12 protein-coding genes are annotated in these 16,765 nt (G+C 68.1%); 4 read left to right on the top strand and 8 right to left on the bottom strand.

Annotated features, from left to right (window positions below):
* Window positions 1-2: 2 nt before the first annotated feature.
* From CCR84_RS06365 to CCR84_RS06355, 3 genes are all read left to right on the top strand, one after another.
* Window positions 3-1,457, top strand: coding sequence for a TrkH family potassium uptake protein (locus tag CCR84_RS06365; RefSeq protein ID WP_201210660.1), 1,455 nt, complete (start codon window positions 3-5; stop codon window positions 1,455-1,457).
* Between the two features lie 80 nt (window positions 1,458-1,537).
* Entirely contained in the window at window positions 1,538-2,614 is a 1,077-nt protein-coding gene (hemE, locus tag CCR84_RS06360) for a uroporphyrinogen decarboxylase (protein ID WP_201210659.1), read from the top strand.
* A gap of 419 nt (window positions 2,615-3,033) precedes the next feature.
* On the top strand, window positions 3,034-5,085 hold the full coding sequence (locus CCR84_RS06355) for a primosomal protein N' (protein WP_201210657.1): 2,052 nt from the start codon (window positions 3,034-3,036) through the stop codon (window positions 5,083-5,085).
* Window positions 5,086-5,097: 12 nt separating this feature from the next.
* Here the strand turns inward: CCR84_RS06355 and CCR84_RS06350 are convergent, their stop codons facing one another.
* The 5 genes from CCR84_RS06350 to can all read right to left on the bottom strand — a co-directional run bounded on the left by CCR84_RS06350 (window position 5,098) and on the right by can (window position 10,029).
* Complete coding sequence (locus CCR84_RS06350) at window positions 5,098-5,337, bottom strand: CDGSH iron-sulfur domain-containing protein (protein ID WP_201210655.1); 240 nt, start codon at window positions 5,335-5,337, stop codon at window positions 5,098-5,100.
* Window positions 5,338-5,570: 233 nt separating this feature from the next.
* Window positions 5,571-6,899, bottom strand: coding sequence for an NAD(P)/FAD-dependent oxidoreductase (locus CCR84_RS06345; protein ID WP_201210653.1), 1,329 nt, complete (start codon window positions 6,897-6,899; stop codon window positions 5,571-5,573).
* A 196-nt stretch (window positions 6,900-7,095) separates the two neighbouring features.
* On the bottom strand, window positions 7,096-8,319 hold the full coding sequence (locus CCR84_RS06340) for an MFS transporter (protein WP_201210651.1): 1,224 nt from the start codon (window positions 8,317-8,319) through the stop codon (window positions 7,096-7,098).
* Between the two features lie 5 nt (window positions 8,320-8,324).
* Window positions 8,325-9,341, bottom strand: coding sequence for an ROK family protein (locus tag CCR84_RS06335; RefSeq protein WP_201210649.1), 1,017 nt, complete (start codon window positions 9,339-9,341; stop codon window positions 8,325-8,327).
* Between the two features lie 10 nt (window positions 9,342-9,351).
* Window positions 9,352-10,029: a carbonate dehydratase gene (can, locus tag CCR84_RS06330; RefSeq protein ID WP_201210648.1), complete on the bottom strand. Its 678-nt coding sequence runs from the start codon at window positions 10,027-10,029 to the stop codon at window positions 9,352-9,354.
* A 188-nt stretch (window positions 10,030-10,217) separates the two neighbouring features.
* On the opposite strand from can, the gene CCR84_RS06325 reads away from it, so the two are divergent.
* Window positions 10,218-10,550: a DUF1840 domain-containing protein gene (locus CCR84_RS06325; protein ID WP_201210647.1), complete on the top strand. Its 333-nt coding sequence runs from the start codon at window positions 10,218-10,220 to the stop codon at window positions 10,548-10,550.
* Between the two features lie 101 nt (window positions 10,551-10,651).
* On the opposite strand, the gene murB is transcribed toward CCR84_RS06325, so the two are convergent.
* The 3 genes from murB to CCR84_RS06310 form a co-directional block, all read right to left on the bottom strand.
* Window positions 10,652-11,689: a UDP-N-acetylmuramate dehydrogenase gene (gene murB / locus CCR84_RS06320; protein ID WP_201210646.1), complete on the bottom strand. Its 1,038-nt coding sequence runs from the start codon at window positions 11,687-11,689 to the stop codon at window positions 10,652-10,654.
* 344 nt (window positions 11,690-12,033) lie between these two features.
* Window positions 12,034-15,714: a methionine synthase gene (gene metH, locus CCR84_RS06315; protein WP_201210645.1), complete on the bottom strand. Its 3,681-nt coding sequence runs from the start codon at window positions 15,712-15,714 to the stop codon at window positions 12,034-12,036.
* Window positions 15,715-15,844: 130 nt separating this feature from the next.
* On the bottom strand, window positions 15,845-16,570 hold the full coding sequence (locus CCR84_RS06310; RefSeq protein ID WP_201210644.1) for a YebC/PmpR family DNA-binding transcriptional regulator: 726 nt from the start codon (window positions 16,568-16,570) through the stop codon (window positions 15,845-15,847).
* Window positions 16,571-16,765: the final 195 nt, after the last annotated feature.

Genomic DNA, 16,765 nt, shown 5'->3' with positions numbered 1-16,765 from the left:
CCATGCAGAGTTATTTTCCGGTCGTCCGCATCTGGTCCTTCTTCCTGCTCATCTTCGGGACGACCATGCTGGCGCCGCTCGCCTTGTCGTGGTGGCTCGACGACGGCGCCTTCGCCGCCTTCGCCACCGCGATCACGGTGGCGGTGAGCTGGGGCGGCTTCCTCTGGGCGTCGACCGCCAACTACAAGCGCGAGCTGACGACGCGCGACGGCTTCCTGATGATCGCGCTGGTCTGGGCCGGCCTGCCTGCCTTCGCCGCGCTGCCGCTCTTGCTGCAGCTCGATCTTTCCTTCACCGACGCCTACTTCGAGGCCGTCTCGGGACTGACCGCGAGCGGCGGCACGGTGCTCTCCGGGCTCGACCTGATGCCGCCCTCGATCAACTTCTGGCGCACGGAACTGGTCTGGCTCGGCGGCATGGGCCTGATCGTCCTCGCCGTCGCCGTGCTGCCGATGCTCGGCATCGGCGGCCGGCAGATGTTCAAGTCCGAAGTCCCCGGACCGATGAAGGACGCGAAGCTGACGCCGCGCATGGGCGAGACCGCGAAAGGGCTGTGGGGGATCTACGTGCTGATCACGCTGGCCTGCGCCTGCGCCTACGGTTTCGCCGGGATGGAGCCGCTCGAGGCACTGATGCACGCCTTCTCGACGGTCTCCCTGGCCGGCTTCTCGAGCCACGACGCGAGCTTCGCCTACTGGAACTCGCCACTGATCGAGGGCATCGCCATCGTCTTCATGCTCATCTCGAGCATCAACTACGCGGCCCACTTCCTCGCGCTCTCCGGCCGCTCGCTGCGTCCCTACCAACGCGACCCGGAGGCGCGTTACGTCGTGCTCGTGCTCGTCCTCAGCGTGCTCGGCATCGCCGCCCTGCTCTGGCGTGAGGGGGTCTATGAGAGCTACCTCGAAGCGCTGCGCTATGCGGCCTTCAACCTCGTCTCGGTGGCGACGACCACCGGTTTCGCCACCATCGACTACGGGCAATGGCCGTTCTTCGCACCCTTGTGGATGCTGTTTCTGTGCTCCTTCGTCACCAGCGCGGGGTCGACCGGCGGCGGCCTCAAGATGATGCGCGCGATCATCCTCTACAAGCAGGTCTACCGTGAGCTGGTGCGTGCGCTGCACCCGAATGCCGTCTATCCGGTGAAGATCGGGCACGCGAGCACGCCCGACAGCGTCCTCTCCGCGGTGCTCGCCTTCGCCTTCATGTACATGGTCGCGATCACCTCGATGACCCTGCTGCTCTCGCTGTCCGGGCTCGACATCATCACCGCGTTCTCGGCGGTCGTCGCCAGCATCAACAACACCGGCCCGGGCCTCGGCGGAGTCGGTCCGGCGAGCAACTTCTCGACCCTGTCCGACTTCCAGACCTGGGTATGTACCTTCGCGATGTTGCTCGGCCGCCTCGAAATCTTCGCCCTGCTCGTCGTGCTGACGCCGGCCTTCTGGCGCAAGTAGGCACTTACAGCGGATAATTGCAGGTTTTCGCATCTTCGCCGCTTTTCCAATCCTTTCGCCCTCACTTCGCGGAGCCTTTCATGACCCGTCCCGCCAACGACAACTTCCTGCGCGCGCTGCTCAAGGAACCGACCGACCATACGCCGCTGTGGCTGATGCGTCAGGCCGGCCGTTACCTGCCCGAGTACTGCGAGACGCGCAAGCGCGCCGGCAGCTTCCTCAACCTGTGCAAGAGCCCGAGCATGGCCTGCGAAGTCACGCTGCAGCCGCTCGCGCGCTACGACCTCGACGCGGCGATCCTCTTCTCCGACATCCTGACCGTCCCTGACGCGATGGGTCTGGGCCTCTACTTCGCCGAGGGCGAAGGTCCGAAGTTCGAGCGCCCGCTGCGCGAGGAATGGGCGATCCGCGACCTGACCGCGCCGGATCCCTACGTGCACCTCAAGTACGTGATGGACGCCGTCTCCGAAATCCGCCGCGCGCTGAACAACACGGTGCCGCTGATCGGCTTCTCGGGCAGCCCGTACACGCTCGCCTGTTACATGGTCGAGGGCGGCTCCAGCGACGACTACCGCAACGTCAAGACGATGATCTACGACCGTCCCGACCTGATGCACCGCATCCTGTCGGTGACCGCCGATTCGGTCACTTCCTACCTCAACGCGCAGATCGAATCCGGCGCGCAGGCCGTGATGATCTTCGACTCGTGGGGCGGCGGCCTGTCGGCGGCGGCTTACCAGGAATTCTCGCTGCAGTACATGCGCCGCATCGTCGCCGGCCTGATCAAGGAGAAGGACGGCCAGCGCATCCCGTCGATCGTGTTCACCAAGGGCGGCGGCCTCTGGCTCGAATCGATCGCCGACATCGGCTGCGACGCGGTCGGCCTCGACTGGACCATCGACATCGGCGAAGCGCGCCGTCGCGTCGGTGACAAGGTGGCCCTGCAGGGCAACCTCGACCCGAACGTGCTCTTTGCTTCGCCGGAAAAGATCGCCGTCGAAGCGAAGAAGGTGCTCGACAGCTATGGCCCGGGCAACACCGGCCACGTCTTCAACCTCGGCCACGGCATCTCGCAGTTCACGCCGCCCGAGCACGTGACGACGCTGGTCAACACGGTGCACGAATACAGCCGCCAGCTCCGCGCGCAGGCCGCCTGAGCGCGCCGGTGACAGTTTATCCCGCGACTTATGCACAGAAGTCGCGGGACTGTCATCCTCCTGTCACATGCGCCAATCAGTCACGGCGTGGTTTTACAAGACCATGATTTCAAAGGGTTTTGTATGAAGTTTCCGGGGTTCGCGGCGCTTGCCGCTGCGCTCTCCGCCGCGCCGGCAGCCGCCAGCTGCGACGTCATCCACAAAGTTATCCACAGTCCGTGTGAGCAACTTTGAAACTCTCGACGAGTGAAGCAGTTAGCGACTGTTTCAAGAAGCCGCCGGAGTTCCCGCGGCTGAATGCTTGTCGCCGCCTGCGGCGGCCGGGGTCTCTGCCCTCGTCGCCGTCACGCTTTGCTACCCGTCGTTCGACCGGCTCTGTCGCCGGTCTGACGACGCTATCCCCCGCCCCGCACTAGCCGATGGCTTTCCTGCGCGTCGCCCTCGACGTTCCCCTGCCGCGTCTCTTCGATTACCTCGCTGCCGAAGGCGACCTGCCCGTGCGCGAGGACATCGGCCGCCGTGTGCGCGTCCCCTTCGGCACGCGTTCGCGGATCGGCATCATCGTCGACCTGCCCGAGGTCAGCGAGGTCGCCGGCGAGCACCTGCGTCCGGCCGAGGAGATCCTGCGCGACCTGCCGTCCCTGCCGGCCGACTGGTTCCGGCTGACCGAGTTCTGCGCTGCCTACTACCAGGCGCCGCTCGGCGAGGTGATGCTGTCGACGCTGCCGAAGGGCTTGCGCCGCGTCGACCCGCCGCAGGCACGCACGCCGAAGCGCCGCACCAAGCCGCCGCCGGCTGAAACGCCGCCGGAACTTACCGCCGGCCAGCGCGCGGTGCTCGACGCGATCACCGTCGCCGACGGCTTCGCCGCCTACCTGCTGCACGGCGTCACCGGCAGCGGCAAGACCGAGGTCTATCTGCGCCTGATCGAGCGCGCACTCGTCGCCGGCCGGCAGGCGCTGCTGCTCGTTCCCGAAATCAACCTGACGCCGCAACTCGAAGCGCGCGTCGCTGCGCGCTTTCCCGAGGCGGGCCTGGTCAGCCTGCACAGCGAACTGTCGGAAGCTGCGCGTACGCGCGCCTTCCGCGCCGCCTTCCTCGGCGAGGCGCGCATCGTCCTCGGCACGCGCCTGTCCGTATTCACGCCGCTGCCTGAGCTGGGACTGATCATTGTCGACGAGGAGCACGATGCCTCGTTCAAGCAGCAGGACGGGCTGCGCTACTCGGCACGCGACGTCGCCGTCTTCCGCGCGCACGAGCGGCGCGTGCCGATCGTCCTCGGCTCGGCGACGCCCTCGCTCGAAAGCTGGGCCAACGCCAATCCCGAGCTCAGCGCCAGGGCGCTCGGCAGCGCGGGCGCGTCCGGCGAAGCGCGTGCCGCTTCACGCTACACGCTGCTGAGCCTGCCGGCGCGGGCGATCGCCGGCGCCGAACTGCCACCCTTGCGCTACATCGACACGCGGCGCGAGAAGCTCCAGGACGGGATGTCAGCCGAATTGCTTGCCGCCCTCGCCCGGCGCCTCGAACGCAAGGAGCAGAGCCTCGTCTTCCTCAACCGCCGTGGCTACGCGCCGGTGCTGACCTGTACCGCCTGTGGCTGGGTCGCGCGCTGCACGCGCTGCACTGCCAACCTCGTCCTGCACCTCGCCGACCGCCGGCTGCGTTGCCACCACTGCGGCTTCGAGCAGCGCATCCCGCGTGCCTGTCCGACCTGCGGCAACCAGGACATCCTGCCCTTCGGGCGTGGCACGCAGCGCATCGAGGAGGTGCTCGCGGCGCGCTTCCCCGAGGCGCGCGTCGTCCGCGTCGACCGCGACTCGGCGAAGAGCCGCAGGCAATGGGAAACCCTGCTCGAACGCATCCACGGCGGCGACGCCGATATCCTCGTCGGTACGCAGATGCTGGCCAAGGGGCACGACTTTCCGCGCCTGACCCTGGTCGGCGTCATCGGCGCCGATTCGGCGCTGTTCGCCGCCGACTGGCGTGCGCCCGAACGGCTGTTTGCGCAGCTCTTGCAGGTTTCCGGCCGCGCCGGTCGTGCCGGCCTGCCCGGCGAGGTGCTGATCCAGACCGAGAATCCCGAGCATCCGCTCTATCAGGCGCTGGCGCGGCACGACTACCCGGCCTTTGCCGCGCAACAGCTCGCCGAGCGCGCGCAGGCCGGCTTCCCACCCTATTCCTACCAGGCGATGCTGCGTGCCGAAGCGCCGGAGATGGACGAGTCGATCGCCTTCCTGGCGGCAGCGCGCGCCTGGCCGGGGATCGCCGAGCATCCGGCGGTCGCCTGCTACGACCCGGTGCCGATGCGCCTGGCGCGTCGCGCCAACCACGAGCGCGCACAACTCCTCGCCGAGTCGCCGTCACGGCGCGCGCTGCAGGCTTTCCTGACGCCCTGGCGCGAGTTCATCGCCGCGCAGAAGCACTCCTCGCGCCTGCGCTGGCACCTCGAGGTCGACCCGCTGGAGTTCTAGCGCGCGGCCGCGCTACAGCGAGTTGTGCGTTCCGTCGCAGAAGGGCGGGTTCTGCGTCTGCTTGCAGGCGCAGAAATAGACCGTCTTGTTCTCGTCGGCCGTGTATTTCAAGGGTGAGAACCCCGTTCCCCTGTGCGAGCCGTCGCAGAAGGGCTGCGACTTGCTGCGCCCGCAGGAGCACCACCAGTAGTTCTTTCCCTGCTCGACTTCGACGGCACAAGGTGACTTGGCGGTTATTTCCGGCTTGCTCATGGCTGTGACTCCTCGAAGGGCGGACCCAGCCGATCCGGATCCGCAGCGAAAACACGCTCCGGGCGGCCTGCTCCGGCGCCGCCTGGTCCGGCAAACAGCTGTCAATGCAGAAACTTGGCCACGACGCACGAAAAACACCCGCCCAGGCACGGAACTGGATGCTGAACGACTACAAGCCCATGTCTTGTTTCGTGACTTTCGTGTTTTTCGTGGCTGAAAAGAGCTTTTACGGGTCAGTGCAGCTTCACGTGCGGCCCGGTGCGCCGGTTGAGGAAGCGACCGATGGTGTCGAGCACCACCTTCACCCAGCTGTGCAGCGCGAGCTCATGCTTCTTGTACAGCGAGATGTAGATCATCTTGGCGAAGGCGCCTTCGAGGAACAGGCTGCCCTTCGTCAGTCCGCCCATCATGCTGCCGACGGTGCTGAACTTGCCGAGCGAAACCATCGACCCGTAGTCGACGTAGCGGAAGTCCTGCAGCGGCTTGCCCTCGATGCGGCGCTGGATCTGCGTGTACAGGTGCGAGGCCTGCTGGTGCGCGGCCTGCGCGCGCGGCGGCACGAAGCTGTCCTTCTCCGGCCAGGGGCAGCACGAGCAGTCGCCAATGGCAAAGACGTCGTCGTCCAGCGTCGTCTGCAAGGTCTGCCTGACCAGCAGCTGGTTGATCCGGTTGGTCTCGAGTCCGTCGAGGCGGGTCAGGAACTCGGCCGCCTTGACCCCCGCCGCCCAGACGATCAATTCGGCCGGCAGCAGCGTCCCGTCGGCGAGGAGCACGCCGTTCTCGCGCACCTCGGTCACCTTGGCGCCGGTCATCACATCGACGCCGAGGTCCTTGAGCAGCGCCTCGGTGGCGTTCGACAGGCGCTCCGGCAGCGCCGGCAGCACGCGCGGTCCGGCCTCGATCAGGTAGAGCTTGAGGTCGCGGTCGGCGCTGACGCGGTCGAGTCCGTAGGAGAGCAGCTCGCGGATGGTGTGGTGCAGCTCGGCGGCGAGCTCGACGCCGGTGGCGCCGGCGCCGATGATCGCCACGTGCATCTGTTCGGGGCGCAAGGGCGTCTTCTGCGCGTGCGCGCGGACGCAGGCGTTGATCAGCGAGACGTTGAAGCGGCGCGCGTCCTTCGGCGTCTCCAGCTTGATCGCGTGGTTCTTGACGCCGGGCGTGCCGAAGTCGTTGCACTGGCAACCGACCGCGATCACCAGCGTGTCGTAGGGCAGCGAGCGTTCCGCGGTCACTTCGCGGCCTTCGTCGTCGACGTAGGCGGCGAGCCGGATCTCCTTGATCTTGCGGTCGATCCCGATCATCTCGCCGATCCGGTAGCGGAAGCCGTGCCAGCGGCCGTGCGCCAGGTAGGCGACCTCGTGTTCGGCGGGATCCATGCTGCCCGCAGCGATCTCGTGCAGGGTCGGCTTCCAGATGTGGGTCCGGCTGCGGTCGATCAGCGTGATCTGTGCCTTGCCGCTGCGCCCGAGCTTTTCGCCGAGCCGGGTCGCAAGTTCGAGACCGCCGGCGCCGCCGCCGACGATGACGACGCGGTGCGCAGAATTCGTTGAAGTCTGATTCATGGTTTCTTGAGCCTGAAGGGCGACGAGTCAGGTGAGCTGCCATCGGCACCTCGCGGGGCGAGGTCGGGAGACGCGACGCCATCGTCGCGCTGGCAGCGGCGCCCACTTGAGTCGATCGAGCCTCAAGGCGCAAGTGGCCGGCCGCTGTCGTTGACCGCGCGCCTTTCCCTTCGTTCCCGGAGGTACTGCGGAAAACTCAGCGTGAGTGATCCGCGGCGGGCACGCTACGCTTCCTGCCGACGAAGATGAACCAGGCGAAGGACGCGATCTGCAGCGCCAGCAGCGCGGCGAAGGCGACGCGTTGCGCGTCGGCGGGACTGCTGCCCTGCGCGCGCAGCAGGTCGATGAGCAGTCCGATTCCCCATTGCAGGCCGAAGGCGCCGGCGAAGACGAGGAGGTTGTAGGCGGTGTTGGCGCGCCCGGCGAGCGCCAGCGGGAAGCCGCCGGCGGCCTGCGAGTAGGCGAGCGTGCCGAAGCTCGAACAGATGCCGTAGGCGACCCACAGCGCGGTCGTGTGTGAGGAAGCCTCGCCGACGATCAGCGCCAGGAAGAGCAGCGACAGGCCGAGACCGACGCCGAGCAGCCGTACCGGCGGCACGCCGCGCCGCGCCAGGCCGGTGGCGAGCAGGCCGATGCCTACGTAAGTGAGGAGCATGGCGACGCTCATCGCGGTCAGGTGGTCGGCGGCGACTGCGCGCGAGTAGTCGTTCACCTGCATCAGCCAGGTCATCGACCACAGGCTCTGCACGGCCATGAAGCCGCCGGTGAGCGCGAAGCCGAGCGGCGCGAAGCGCCAGAAATGCGCACTGGCGAAGACCATGCGCACCCCCGCGAGCTGCGTCGCCAGCGGCTCGGGTTTCGCAGCGCCCTCGCGTTCGGGGATGGCGAAGAAAATCCAGAGCGCGGCGGCGAAGGTCAGCCAGGCGAGGATGAAGAAGATCTCGCGCCAGCCGGTCCAGGTCAGCGCCATTTCGAGCGGGGTCGAAGCGACGATTGCGCCGAGGCCGCCGGCGCTCATCATCCAGCCGGTCAGCGAAGCCTGGCGTTCGGGCGGGAACCACAGCGAGAAGGCCTTGAACGCCGCCATCAGGCAGGCCGAGACACCGATCCCGATCAGCGCGCGCCCGACGGCGAGCTCGCCGAGGCTGTCGCCGAGCGCGAACAGCGCGGCGCCGGCGGCAGCGACGAGGAGCAGCGCCGACTCGACGCGACGCGCGCCGAAGCGGTCGAGCAGCATGCCGAGCGGCAGCTGCACGGCGCCGAAGGCGAGGAAATACGCACTGGTGAGCAGCCCGAGCGCGCCGGCGCCGAGCGCCAGCTCGTCGGAGAGGCTCGGCCCGATCACCGCATTGACGGTGCGGTAGAGGTAGGAGAGGAAGTAGGCGCCGGCGAACGGCAGGAAGAGCTTGAGCCAGAGCATGCGCCCTACTCTCCCGCGCCCTGCTTGGCGGTCGCCCCTGACAGCAGGGAAGCGGCTTCGGCGGGCGACCAGAGCGCGGCAGCACCGAGGACGCCGGCCGAATCGCCGAGTTCGTGGCGCAGCACGCGCGTTGCCAGCGTCGGCGAGAAGACGTGCTGCGGCAGGCGTTCGCTGACTGCCTCGGCGAGTCCCTGCAGCTTGGCGAGCCCGCCGCCGAGGACGATCGCGTCGGGGTCGAGGATGTTGATCACCGTCGCCAGCGCGCGCGCCAGCCGTTCGTGGTAGCGCGCGAGCGTCGCCAGGCACGAGCGGTCGCCGCGGGCGGCGCCGGCAGCGATCTGTTCGGCGCTGAGTTCGGCGCCGCCGTGGCGACGGTGGTCGGCGGCGAGCCCCGGTCCCGACAGCCAGGTTTCGACGCAGCCCCGGCGTCCGCAGTAGCAGGCGGGGGGCGCGCGCGGACTCGATTCCTCATCGCACTCATCGGCGAGCGGCAGCGGATTGTGTCCCCACTCGCCGGCGATGCGGTTGGCGCCCTCGAGCAGGCGGCCATGGACGACGATGCCGCCGCCGACGCCGGTGCCGAGGATGACGCCGAATACCACCCCGGCGCCGCGACCGGCGCCGGCTTCAGCTTCGGCGAGCGCGAAGCAGTTGGCGTCGTTGGCGAGGCGCAGCGGCCGCCCGAGCGCCGCTTCCAGATCGGCACGCAGGGGGCGGCCGTTGAGGCAGGTCGAATTGGAGTTCTTGATCAGTCCGTCGGCGGTCTCGGCGCCCGGGGTGCCGATTCCCAGCGTCGCGCCTTGCCCGAGTTCGCGCTCCGCGTCCTCGACCAGTTGCACGACGGCGGCGACGGTCGCTGCATAGTCACCGGCTGGCGTCGGCACGCGCCGACGCAGAAGGACGCTTGCCTTCGCGTCAAGCGCAGCGATCTCGATCTTGGTGCCGCCGAGGTCGATGCCGATGCGGATCGGACCGGCGTCATGCAGTCCGCGCAGCGGGGAGACTTCGGCAGTGGCCGCCATCACCGCAGGATCAGGCGGAGTCGTTGCCGCAGTTGCAGGCCTTCGCCGCAATCATGTCGATGGCCGAGTCGTAGGCCGTGAGGAGGTCGCACTTGCCGTCGAGGGTGATGCCGAGGTCGCGCATGATGCCGTCGTTGAGGCCGAAGATCCAGCCATGCACGAACACTTCCTGTCCGCGCGCCCAGGCGTCCTGCATCACCGTCGTCTGCGCCAGGTTGAGCACCTGCTCGATGACGTTGATCTCGCACAGGCGATCGACGCGGGCCGAGGTACTGGTGCAGGCGGCGAGCAGCTTGCGGTGCTTCTGGCGCACGTCCTGGATGTGGCGCAGCCAGTTGTCGACCAGCCCGTGGCGACGGTTCTCCAGCGCCGCAGTGACGCCGCCGCAGCCATAGTGGCCGACGACGAGGATCCTGCGTACCTTCAGCACGTCCACCGCGAACTGCAGTACCGAGAGCAGGTTGAGGTCGCTGTGCACCACCACATTGGCGATGTTGCGATGGACGAACACCTCGCCGGGGAGCTGTCCGATGACCTCGTTCGCGGGAACGCGCGAATCCGAGCAGCCGATCCACAGGTAGTCCGGCTTCTGGATCTTCGCCAGGCGATTGAAGAATTCGGGGTCGGCAGCGCGCATGCGCTCCGACCATTCGCGGTTGTTCGCGAAAAGATTTTCGAGGTCTGGCATCGTTGTCGGTCTTCGGGACGGGGCCGCGGCGGCGGCAAGGCGGGCGGAACGAGCGCCGCCGGATCGTCGTCATTCTACCTCAGCGCCCGCCTTGCCTCGCGCCGCGCTGCCGGCGACAATGGACCGGCACAAGCACTTTCGCCCACGTACCGCCGGCCTTCTGCCGGCGTATCGCCGAGGACAGCACCATGCTCGTCAAGTTCCACTCCAGCGTCGCCGGGGAAATCGTCATGTTCGCGCCGGTGGCGCACGCCTTGCTGGAGATCGTCGGCAAGCGCTGCGACGAACGCGGCGTCATCACTGCCGAACAGGTCGGCGAAGCGATCGAGCGCCTGCGCCGGGCGGTCGCCGCCGGCGGTTCGCTGCCGCTACCCTGCGATGCCAACCCGCCCCCCGATCGTAACGGCAGCCCGGTCGAGCCGATCAGCCTGTCGCGTCGCGCCTTCCCGCTGCTCGACCTCTTGCAGCGCACACAACGCGACGACGGCTACATCCTCTGGGAAGCACCCAAGGACTTCTGAGGGCGCGTATTCGCGGCTGCCGCTTCCTGGAAAACGCACCCGCTGCAACGGGTGCCTGCCGTGGGAGGGCCGTACTGCCCGAATCCATGAGTTCCAACGCTCTATGGCGCGACCGGCTCGATGCAGAGGCTGACGCCGAAGAGGCGCTCGACGTCGGCGCCGACCGCCGTTGCCAGCGCGGTGACGTCGGCCGCCGTGGCGCCGCCGTGATTGACCAGCACCAGCGCCTGCTTCTCGTACATGCCGACCGGACCGAGCCGGCGGCCCTTCCAGCCGGCGCGCTCGATCAGCCAGCCGGCCGCGAGCTTCACCATCCCGTCGGCCTGCACCCAGCGCGGCATTCCCGGGAACTCGCACGCGAGCTGTTCGGCCTGCGCCGCGGAGACGACCGGGTTGTGGAAGAAGCTGCCTGCGTTGGGCAGTTCGGCAGGGTCGGGCAGCTTCGAGCGGCGCAGGGCGACGACCGCGGCAGCGACCTGCCGCGCATCGGGCCTGTCGATTCCCCGGCGCGCCAGTTCCTCGCCGATCCCTGAATAGCCGAGCAGCGGCTGCCAGCGCTTCGGCAGGCGGAAGACGACCTCGCTGACGACGAGGCTGCCGTCGCGGTGCCAGCCTTCCTGCTTGAACACGCTGTCGCGGTAGGCGAAGCGGCAGTCATCGCGGCTGAAGTTCTGCCATTCGCCATGGCGCAGGTCGAAGGCGGTGAGCGAGTGGATGCGTTCGCCGACCTCGATGCCGTAGGCGCCGATGTTCTGGATCGGCGCGGCGCCGACCGTTCCCGGGATCAGCGCCAGGTTTTCCAGGCCCGGCCAGCCCTGCTTGAGCGTCCAGTCGACGAAGTCGGGCCAGGATTCGCCGGCGGCGGCGCGCACGTAGAAGGCCTCGCCGTCCTCGCCGACGAGTTCGCGACCGCGCAGCGCGACCTGCAAGACCAGACCGTCGAACTCACCGCCGCCGAGGAGGACGTTGCTGCCGCCACCGAGGACGAAGCGGCGCCGGCTCATCAGCGCCGGGTCGGTGGCGACTGCGGCGATCTGGCCGGGCGTTTCCAGCCGGCCGAACAGCGCGGCGCGCGCCGGCAGCGCCAGCGTGTTCAGCGTGGCGAGTTCGACCTCGGTGCGGATCCAGTCAGGCAGCATGGTGTGTCAAGAAGTAGCCCGTTATCGCGAGCCCGCAGGGCGTGGCGATCCAGTGCCTGGGGCTGGAATCGGGTCGTCCTTGGCGTTCGGGAAGGGTGCGGAGTCAGAAGAACGAACTGGATTGCCACGGCGCTGCGCGCCTCGCAATGACACGGCATCAGCGCGAGTCGGCGCGATTCGGTGCGCGCCGACACGGCTGTTGCTCGCTGACGCGCACGACAGTTGCCAACAGTATTTCCACAGGTTTTCCACAGCTTGGCCAGCATGGCTGTTCGGGGCTGACGCCCCTCCCACGAAAAACTCGGGCCTTCCCGCCAGGCTGCGGTGAGTCATCCTGTCCGCGCCTACAGCACCGGCGCCAGCCAGCGCGCGGCTTCCTCGACGCTGATGCCGCTGCGCTTCGCCCAGTCTTCGAGCTGGTCGCGGCCGATCTTGCTGACCGCGAAATAGCGCGCCTGCGGGTGCGCGAGGTAGAAGCCGGACACCGAGGACGCGGGGCTCATCGCGAAGTTCTCGGTCAGCGTCATGCCGACCCGGTTTTCGGCGTCGAGAAGCTTGAACAGCGGGCCCTTGACCGTGTGGTCGGGGCAGGCCGGGTAGCCAGGTGCCGGGCGGATACCGCGGTAGCGCTCGGCGATCAGGTCCTCGTTCCCGAGCGCCTCGTCGGCGGCGTAGCCCCAGTGCTTGCGCCGGACCTCGGCGTGCAGCCACTCGGCGGCAGCCTCGGCGAAGCGGTCGGCGAGCGCCTTCAGCATGATCGCGCGGTAGTCGTCGTGCGCAGCCTCGAACTCGGCGAGTTTTGCTTCGATGCCGATGCCGGCGGTGACGGCGAAGGTGCCGACCCAGTCGGGCGTTCCCTTCGGCGCGACGAAGTCGGACAGGCAGCCGTGCGGCTTGCCGGCCGGGCGCTCGTGCTGCTGCCTCAGGTTGCGCCAGACGAGGACGGGCTGGCTGCGCGACTCGTCGGCGTAGAACTCGATGTCGTCGCCGACCGAGTTGGCCGGGAACAGGCCGAACACCGCCTTCGCCTTGAGCCAGCGGCCGGCGATCAGCTCGGCGAGCATCGCCTGGCCGTCCTTATACACCGAGCGCGCCGATTCGCCGACGATCTCGTCGTCGAGGATGCGCGGGAATGGTCCGGCGAGGTCCCAGGCCTGGAAGAACGGGCCCCAGTCGAAGTACTGCGCGAGCGTCGACAGATCGATGTCGTCGATCACCTGCACGCCGAGCGTGCGCGGTGCGCTCGGCCGGTAGGCCGGGTCCTCGTTCCAGCGGAAAGCGTTGGCGCGCGCTGCGGCGAGCGAAACGAGCTTGGTGCCTGCCTTCTTCGCGTGCTGGCCGCGCACCTTCTCGTAGTCGGCGGCAACCTCGGCGCGGTAGGCCTCACCCTGCTCGGCCGAGAGCAGCCTGGAGACGACGCCGACCGCGCGCGACGCGTCCGGCACATAGACGACCGGCTCCGCGTAGTTCGGCGCGATCTTGATCGCGGTGTGCGCGCGGCTGGTGGTGGCGCCGCCGATCAGCAGCGGCTGCCTGAAGCCCTGGCGCTGCATCTCGGCAGCGACCTGGCTCATCTCTTCGAGCGAAGGCGTGATCAGCCCGGAGAGACCGACGATGTCGGCGTTCGACTCGCGCACCGCGGCGAGGATCTTGTCACACGGAACCATCACGCCGAGGTCGACCACGTCGTAGCCGTTGCAGCCGAGCACCACGGCGACGATGTTCTTGCCGATGTCGTGCACGTCGCCCTTGACCGTGGCGATGACGATTTTGCCCTTGGCCTGGGTCGCGCCCGTGCGCGCCTTCTCGGCCTCGATGAAGGGCAGGAGGTGCGCGACCGCCTGCTTCATCACGCGCGCCGACTTCACCACCTGCGGCAGGAACATCTTGCCGGCGCCGAACAGGTCACCGACCGCGTTCATCCCGGCCATCAGCGGTCCCTCGATCACCGCCAGCGGCGGCTGTCCGGCGGCCTCGCAGGCGGCGCGCGCTTCCTCGGTGTCGACGACGATGTATTCGGTGATGCCCTTGATCAGCGAGTGCGCGAGCCGCTCGGCGACCGGCTGCTGGCGCCAGGACAGGTCCTCGACCGCGGCCTTGGCGCTTCCCTTCACCGTCTGCGCGAACTCGACCAGCGCCTCGCCGGCCTCCGGCGAACGGTTCAGCACCACGTCCTCGACGCGGCGACGCAGTTCGGCCGGGATCTCCTCATAGACGCCGAGTTGCGCGGCGTTGACGATGCCCATCGACAGGCCGGCGCGGATCGCGTGATAGAGGAAGACGGTGTGGATCGCCTCGCGCACCGGGTCGTTGCCGCGGAAGCTGAAGCTGACGTTGGAGATGCCGCCGGAGACCTGCGCGTGCGGCAGGTTCTGGCGGATCCAGCGCGCCGCTTCGATGAAATCGACCGCGTAGTTGTCGTGCTCGGGAATGCCGGTGGCGATCGCGAAGACGTTCGGGTCGAAGATGATGTCGGTGGCCGGGAAGCCGTTGGCGACCAGGAGGTCGTAGGCGCGCTTGCAGATCGCGGTCTTGCGCGCGAAGGTGTCGGCCTGGCCCTGCTCGTCGAAGGCCATGACGATCGCCGCCGCGCCGTAGCGCTGGATCAGCTTCGCCTGCGCGAGGAACTTCTCCTCGCCTTCCTTGAGCGAGATCGAATTGACGATGCCCTTGCCCTGCAGGCACTTCAGGCCCGTCTCCAGCACCTCCCACTTCGACGAGTCGATCATCACCGGGACGCGCGCGATGTCGGGCTCGGAGGCGATCAGCTTGAGGAAGCGATCCATCGCCGCCTTGGCGTCGAGCATCGCCTCGTCCATGTTCACGTCGATCACCTGCGCGCCGGCCTCGACCTGGTTGCGCGCGACCGCGACCGCCTGCTCGTACTCGCCGTTGAGGATCAGGCGCGCGAAGGCCTTCGAACCGGTGACGTTGGTGCGCTCGCCGACGTTCACGAACAGCGAGTTGGCGCCGACATTGAGCGGCTCCAGCCCCGACAGGCGCAGCGCCGGCTCGATCGTCGGCTTTTTCCGTGGCGGCAGGCCTGCGAGTGCGTTGGCGATGGCGCGGATGTGGTCGGGCGAGGTGCCGCAGCAGCCGCCGGCGATGTTGATGATTCCGGACTCGCCCCATTCGCGGATCGCCGCGGCGAGCATCTCGGGTGTCTCGTCGTAGCCGCCGAAGGCGTTGGGCAGGCCGGCATTCGGGTGCGCCGAGACATGGCAGTCGCAGCGCCGCGACAGTTCGGCGACGTACTGGCGCAGTTCGCCGGCGCCGAGCGCGCAGTTGAGGCCGAAGGACAGGGGCTTGGCATGCGCCAGCGAGTTCCAGAAGGCCTCGGCGGTCTGCCCCGACAAGGTGCGGCCGGAGGCGTCGGTGATCGTCCCCGAGATCATGATCGGCAGCCGTTGGCCGACCTCGTCGAAGAAGGCCTCGACCGCGAACAGCGCCGCCTTGGCGTTGAGCGTGTCGAACACCGTCTCGATCAGGATGATGTCGGCGCCGCCCTCGGCCAGGCCGCGCACGGCGACCTTGTAGTCGGCGACGAGGTCGTCGAAGCCGACGTTGCGGTAGCCGGGGTCGTTCACGTCGGGCGAGATCGACGCGGTGCGCGAGGTCGGCCCGATGACGCCGGCGACGAAGCGCGGCTTCTCGGGGTTCTGCGCGGTGAACTCGTCGCAGACCTCGCGCGCGAGCCGGGCGCCGGCGAAGTTGAGCTCGAAGGCGAGGTGTTCGAGGTGGTAGTCGTGCTGCGAAACCGCCGTCGCGTTGAAGGTGCAGGTTTCGACGATGTCGGCGCCGGCCGCGAGGTAGTCGGCGTGGATGCCGCGGATCACGTCGGGCCGCGTCAGCAGCAGGAGGTCGTTGTTGCCCTTCAGGTCATGGGGATGCTCCCTGAAACGCTCGCCGCGATAGTCCTCCTCGGTCAGGCCATGACGCTGGATCATCGTCCCCATCGCGCCGTCGAGGATCAGGATGCGGCGTTCGAGGAGGGTCTCGAGTTCTTGGCTGCGGTCGGCTTGCATGGGCGGTTCCTTGAAGCGGAAAGCCCCGCGGCGCCGGAGGGCGCGGGCGGGGGCGGAGTCGGAGTGGGTTGGCCGCCGGCCTGGCGCAGGCTGGCGAATCGGTGCTGCCGGTACCGGCAGCACGCGGGCTTTACTCGTCGATTGCGGCGTTGGTGTAGACGGCCTGAACGTCGTCGAGGTCCTCGAGCACGTCGAGCAGGCGCTGCATGCGCGCGCCGTCGTCGCCGGCGAGTTCGATCTCGACTTCCGGGCGCATCGTCACGTCGGCGAACTCGGGCTTGAAGCCGGCGGCTTCGAGCGCGTCCTTGACGGTCAGGAAGTCGTTCGGCGGCGTCAGCACTTCGATCGAGCCGTCGTCCTGCGGCACCACGTCGTCGGCGCCGGCCTCGATCGCCGCGTCCATCAGCGCCGCCTCGTCGGTTCCCGGGGCGAACAGCATCTGCCCGCAGTGCTTGAACTGGAAGGCGACGCAGCCGTCGGTGCCCATGTTGCCACCGTACTTGTTGAAGGCGTGGCGGACCTCGGCGACCGTGCGCGTCTTGTTGTCGGTGACGCAGTCGACCATGATCGCGGCGCCGCCGATGCCGTAGCCCTCGTAGCGCACCTCGACGTAATCGACGCCCTCGAGCTCGCCGGTACCCTTCTTGACCGCGTTCTCGATCTTGTCCTTCGGCATGTTCACTGCCTTGGCCTTGTCGATCGCCACGCGCAGGCGCGGGTTGAACGCCGGGTCGCCGCCGCCCATGCGCGCGGCAACCGTGATTTCCTTGGCGACGCGCGAGAATGCGGCGCCGCGCTTTTCATCTTGGCGACCCTTGCGGTGCTGGATGTTCGCCCATTTGCTGTGACCTGCCATCGTGACCTCTCGTCTGCGCCGACCGTCCGCGGCCGCGCTGGAAACTGGAAAATGAGCCGCGCCGGCGGGCGCAGCAAAACACGACATTATAGCGGCTGGCGCGGCCTATCTTCGCATCGGAGCCCGGCTATCTGCTTGAATTGTTGTGCGTGTGCAGGATCGGCCCGCGCGCGCCGGTCCGGCGACGAGCATGTC

Source organism: Rhodocyclus purpureus (assembly GCF_016653115.1).
GTDB lineage: Bacteria > Pseudomonadota > Gammaproteobacteria > Burkholderiales > Rhodocyclaceae > Rhodocyclus > Rhodocyclus purpureus.
The sequence above is the reverse complement of the archived record's forward strand: the minus strand, read 5'-3'. Positions and strand labels throughout refer to the sequence as shown.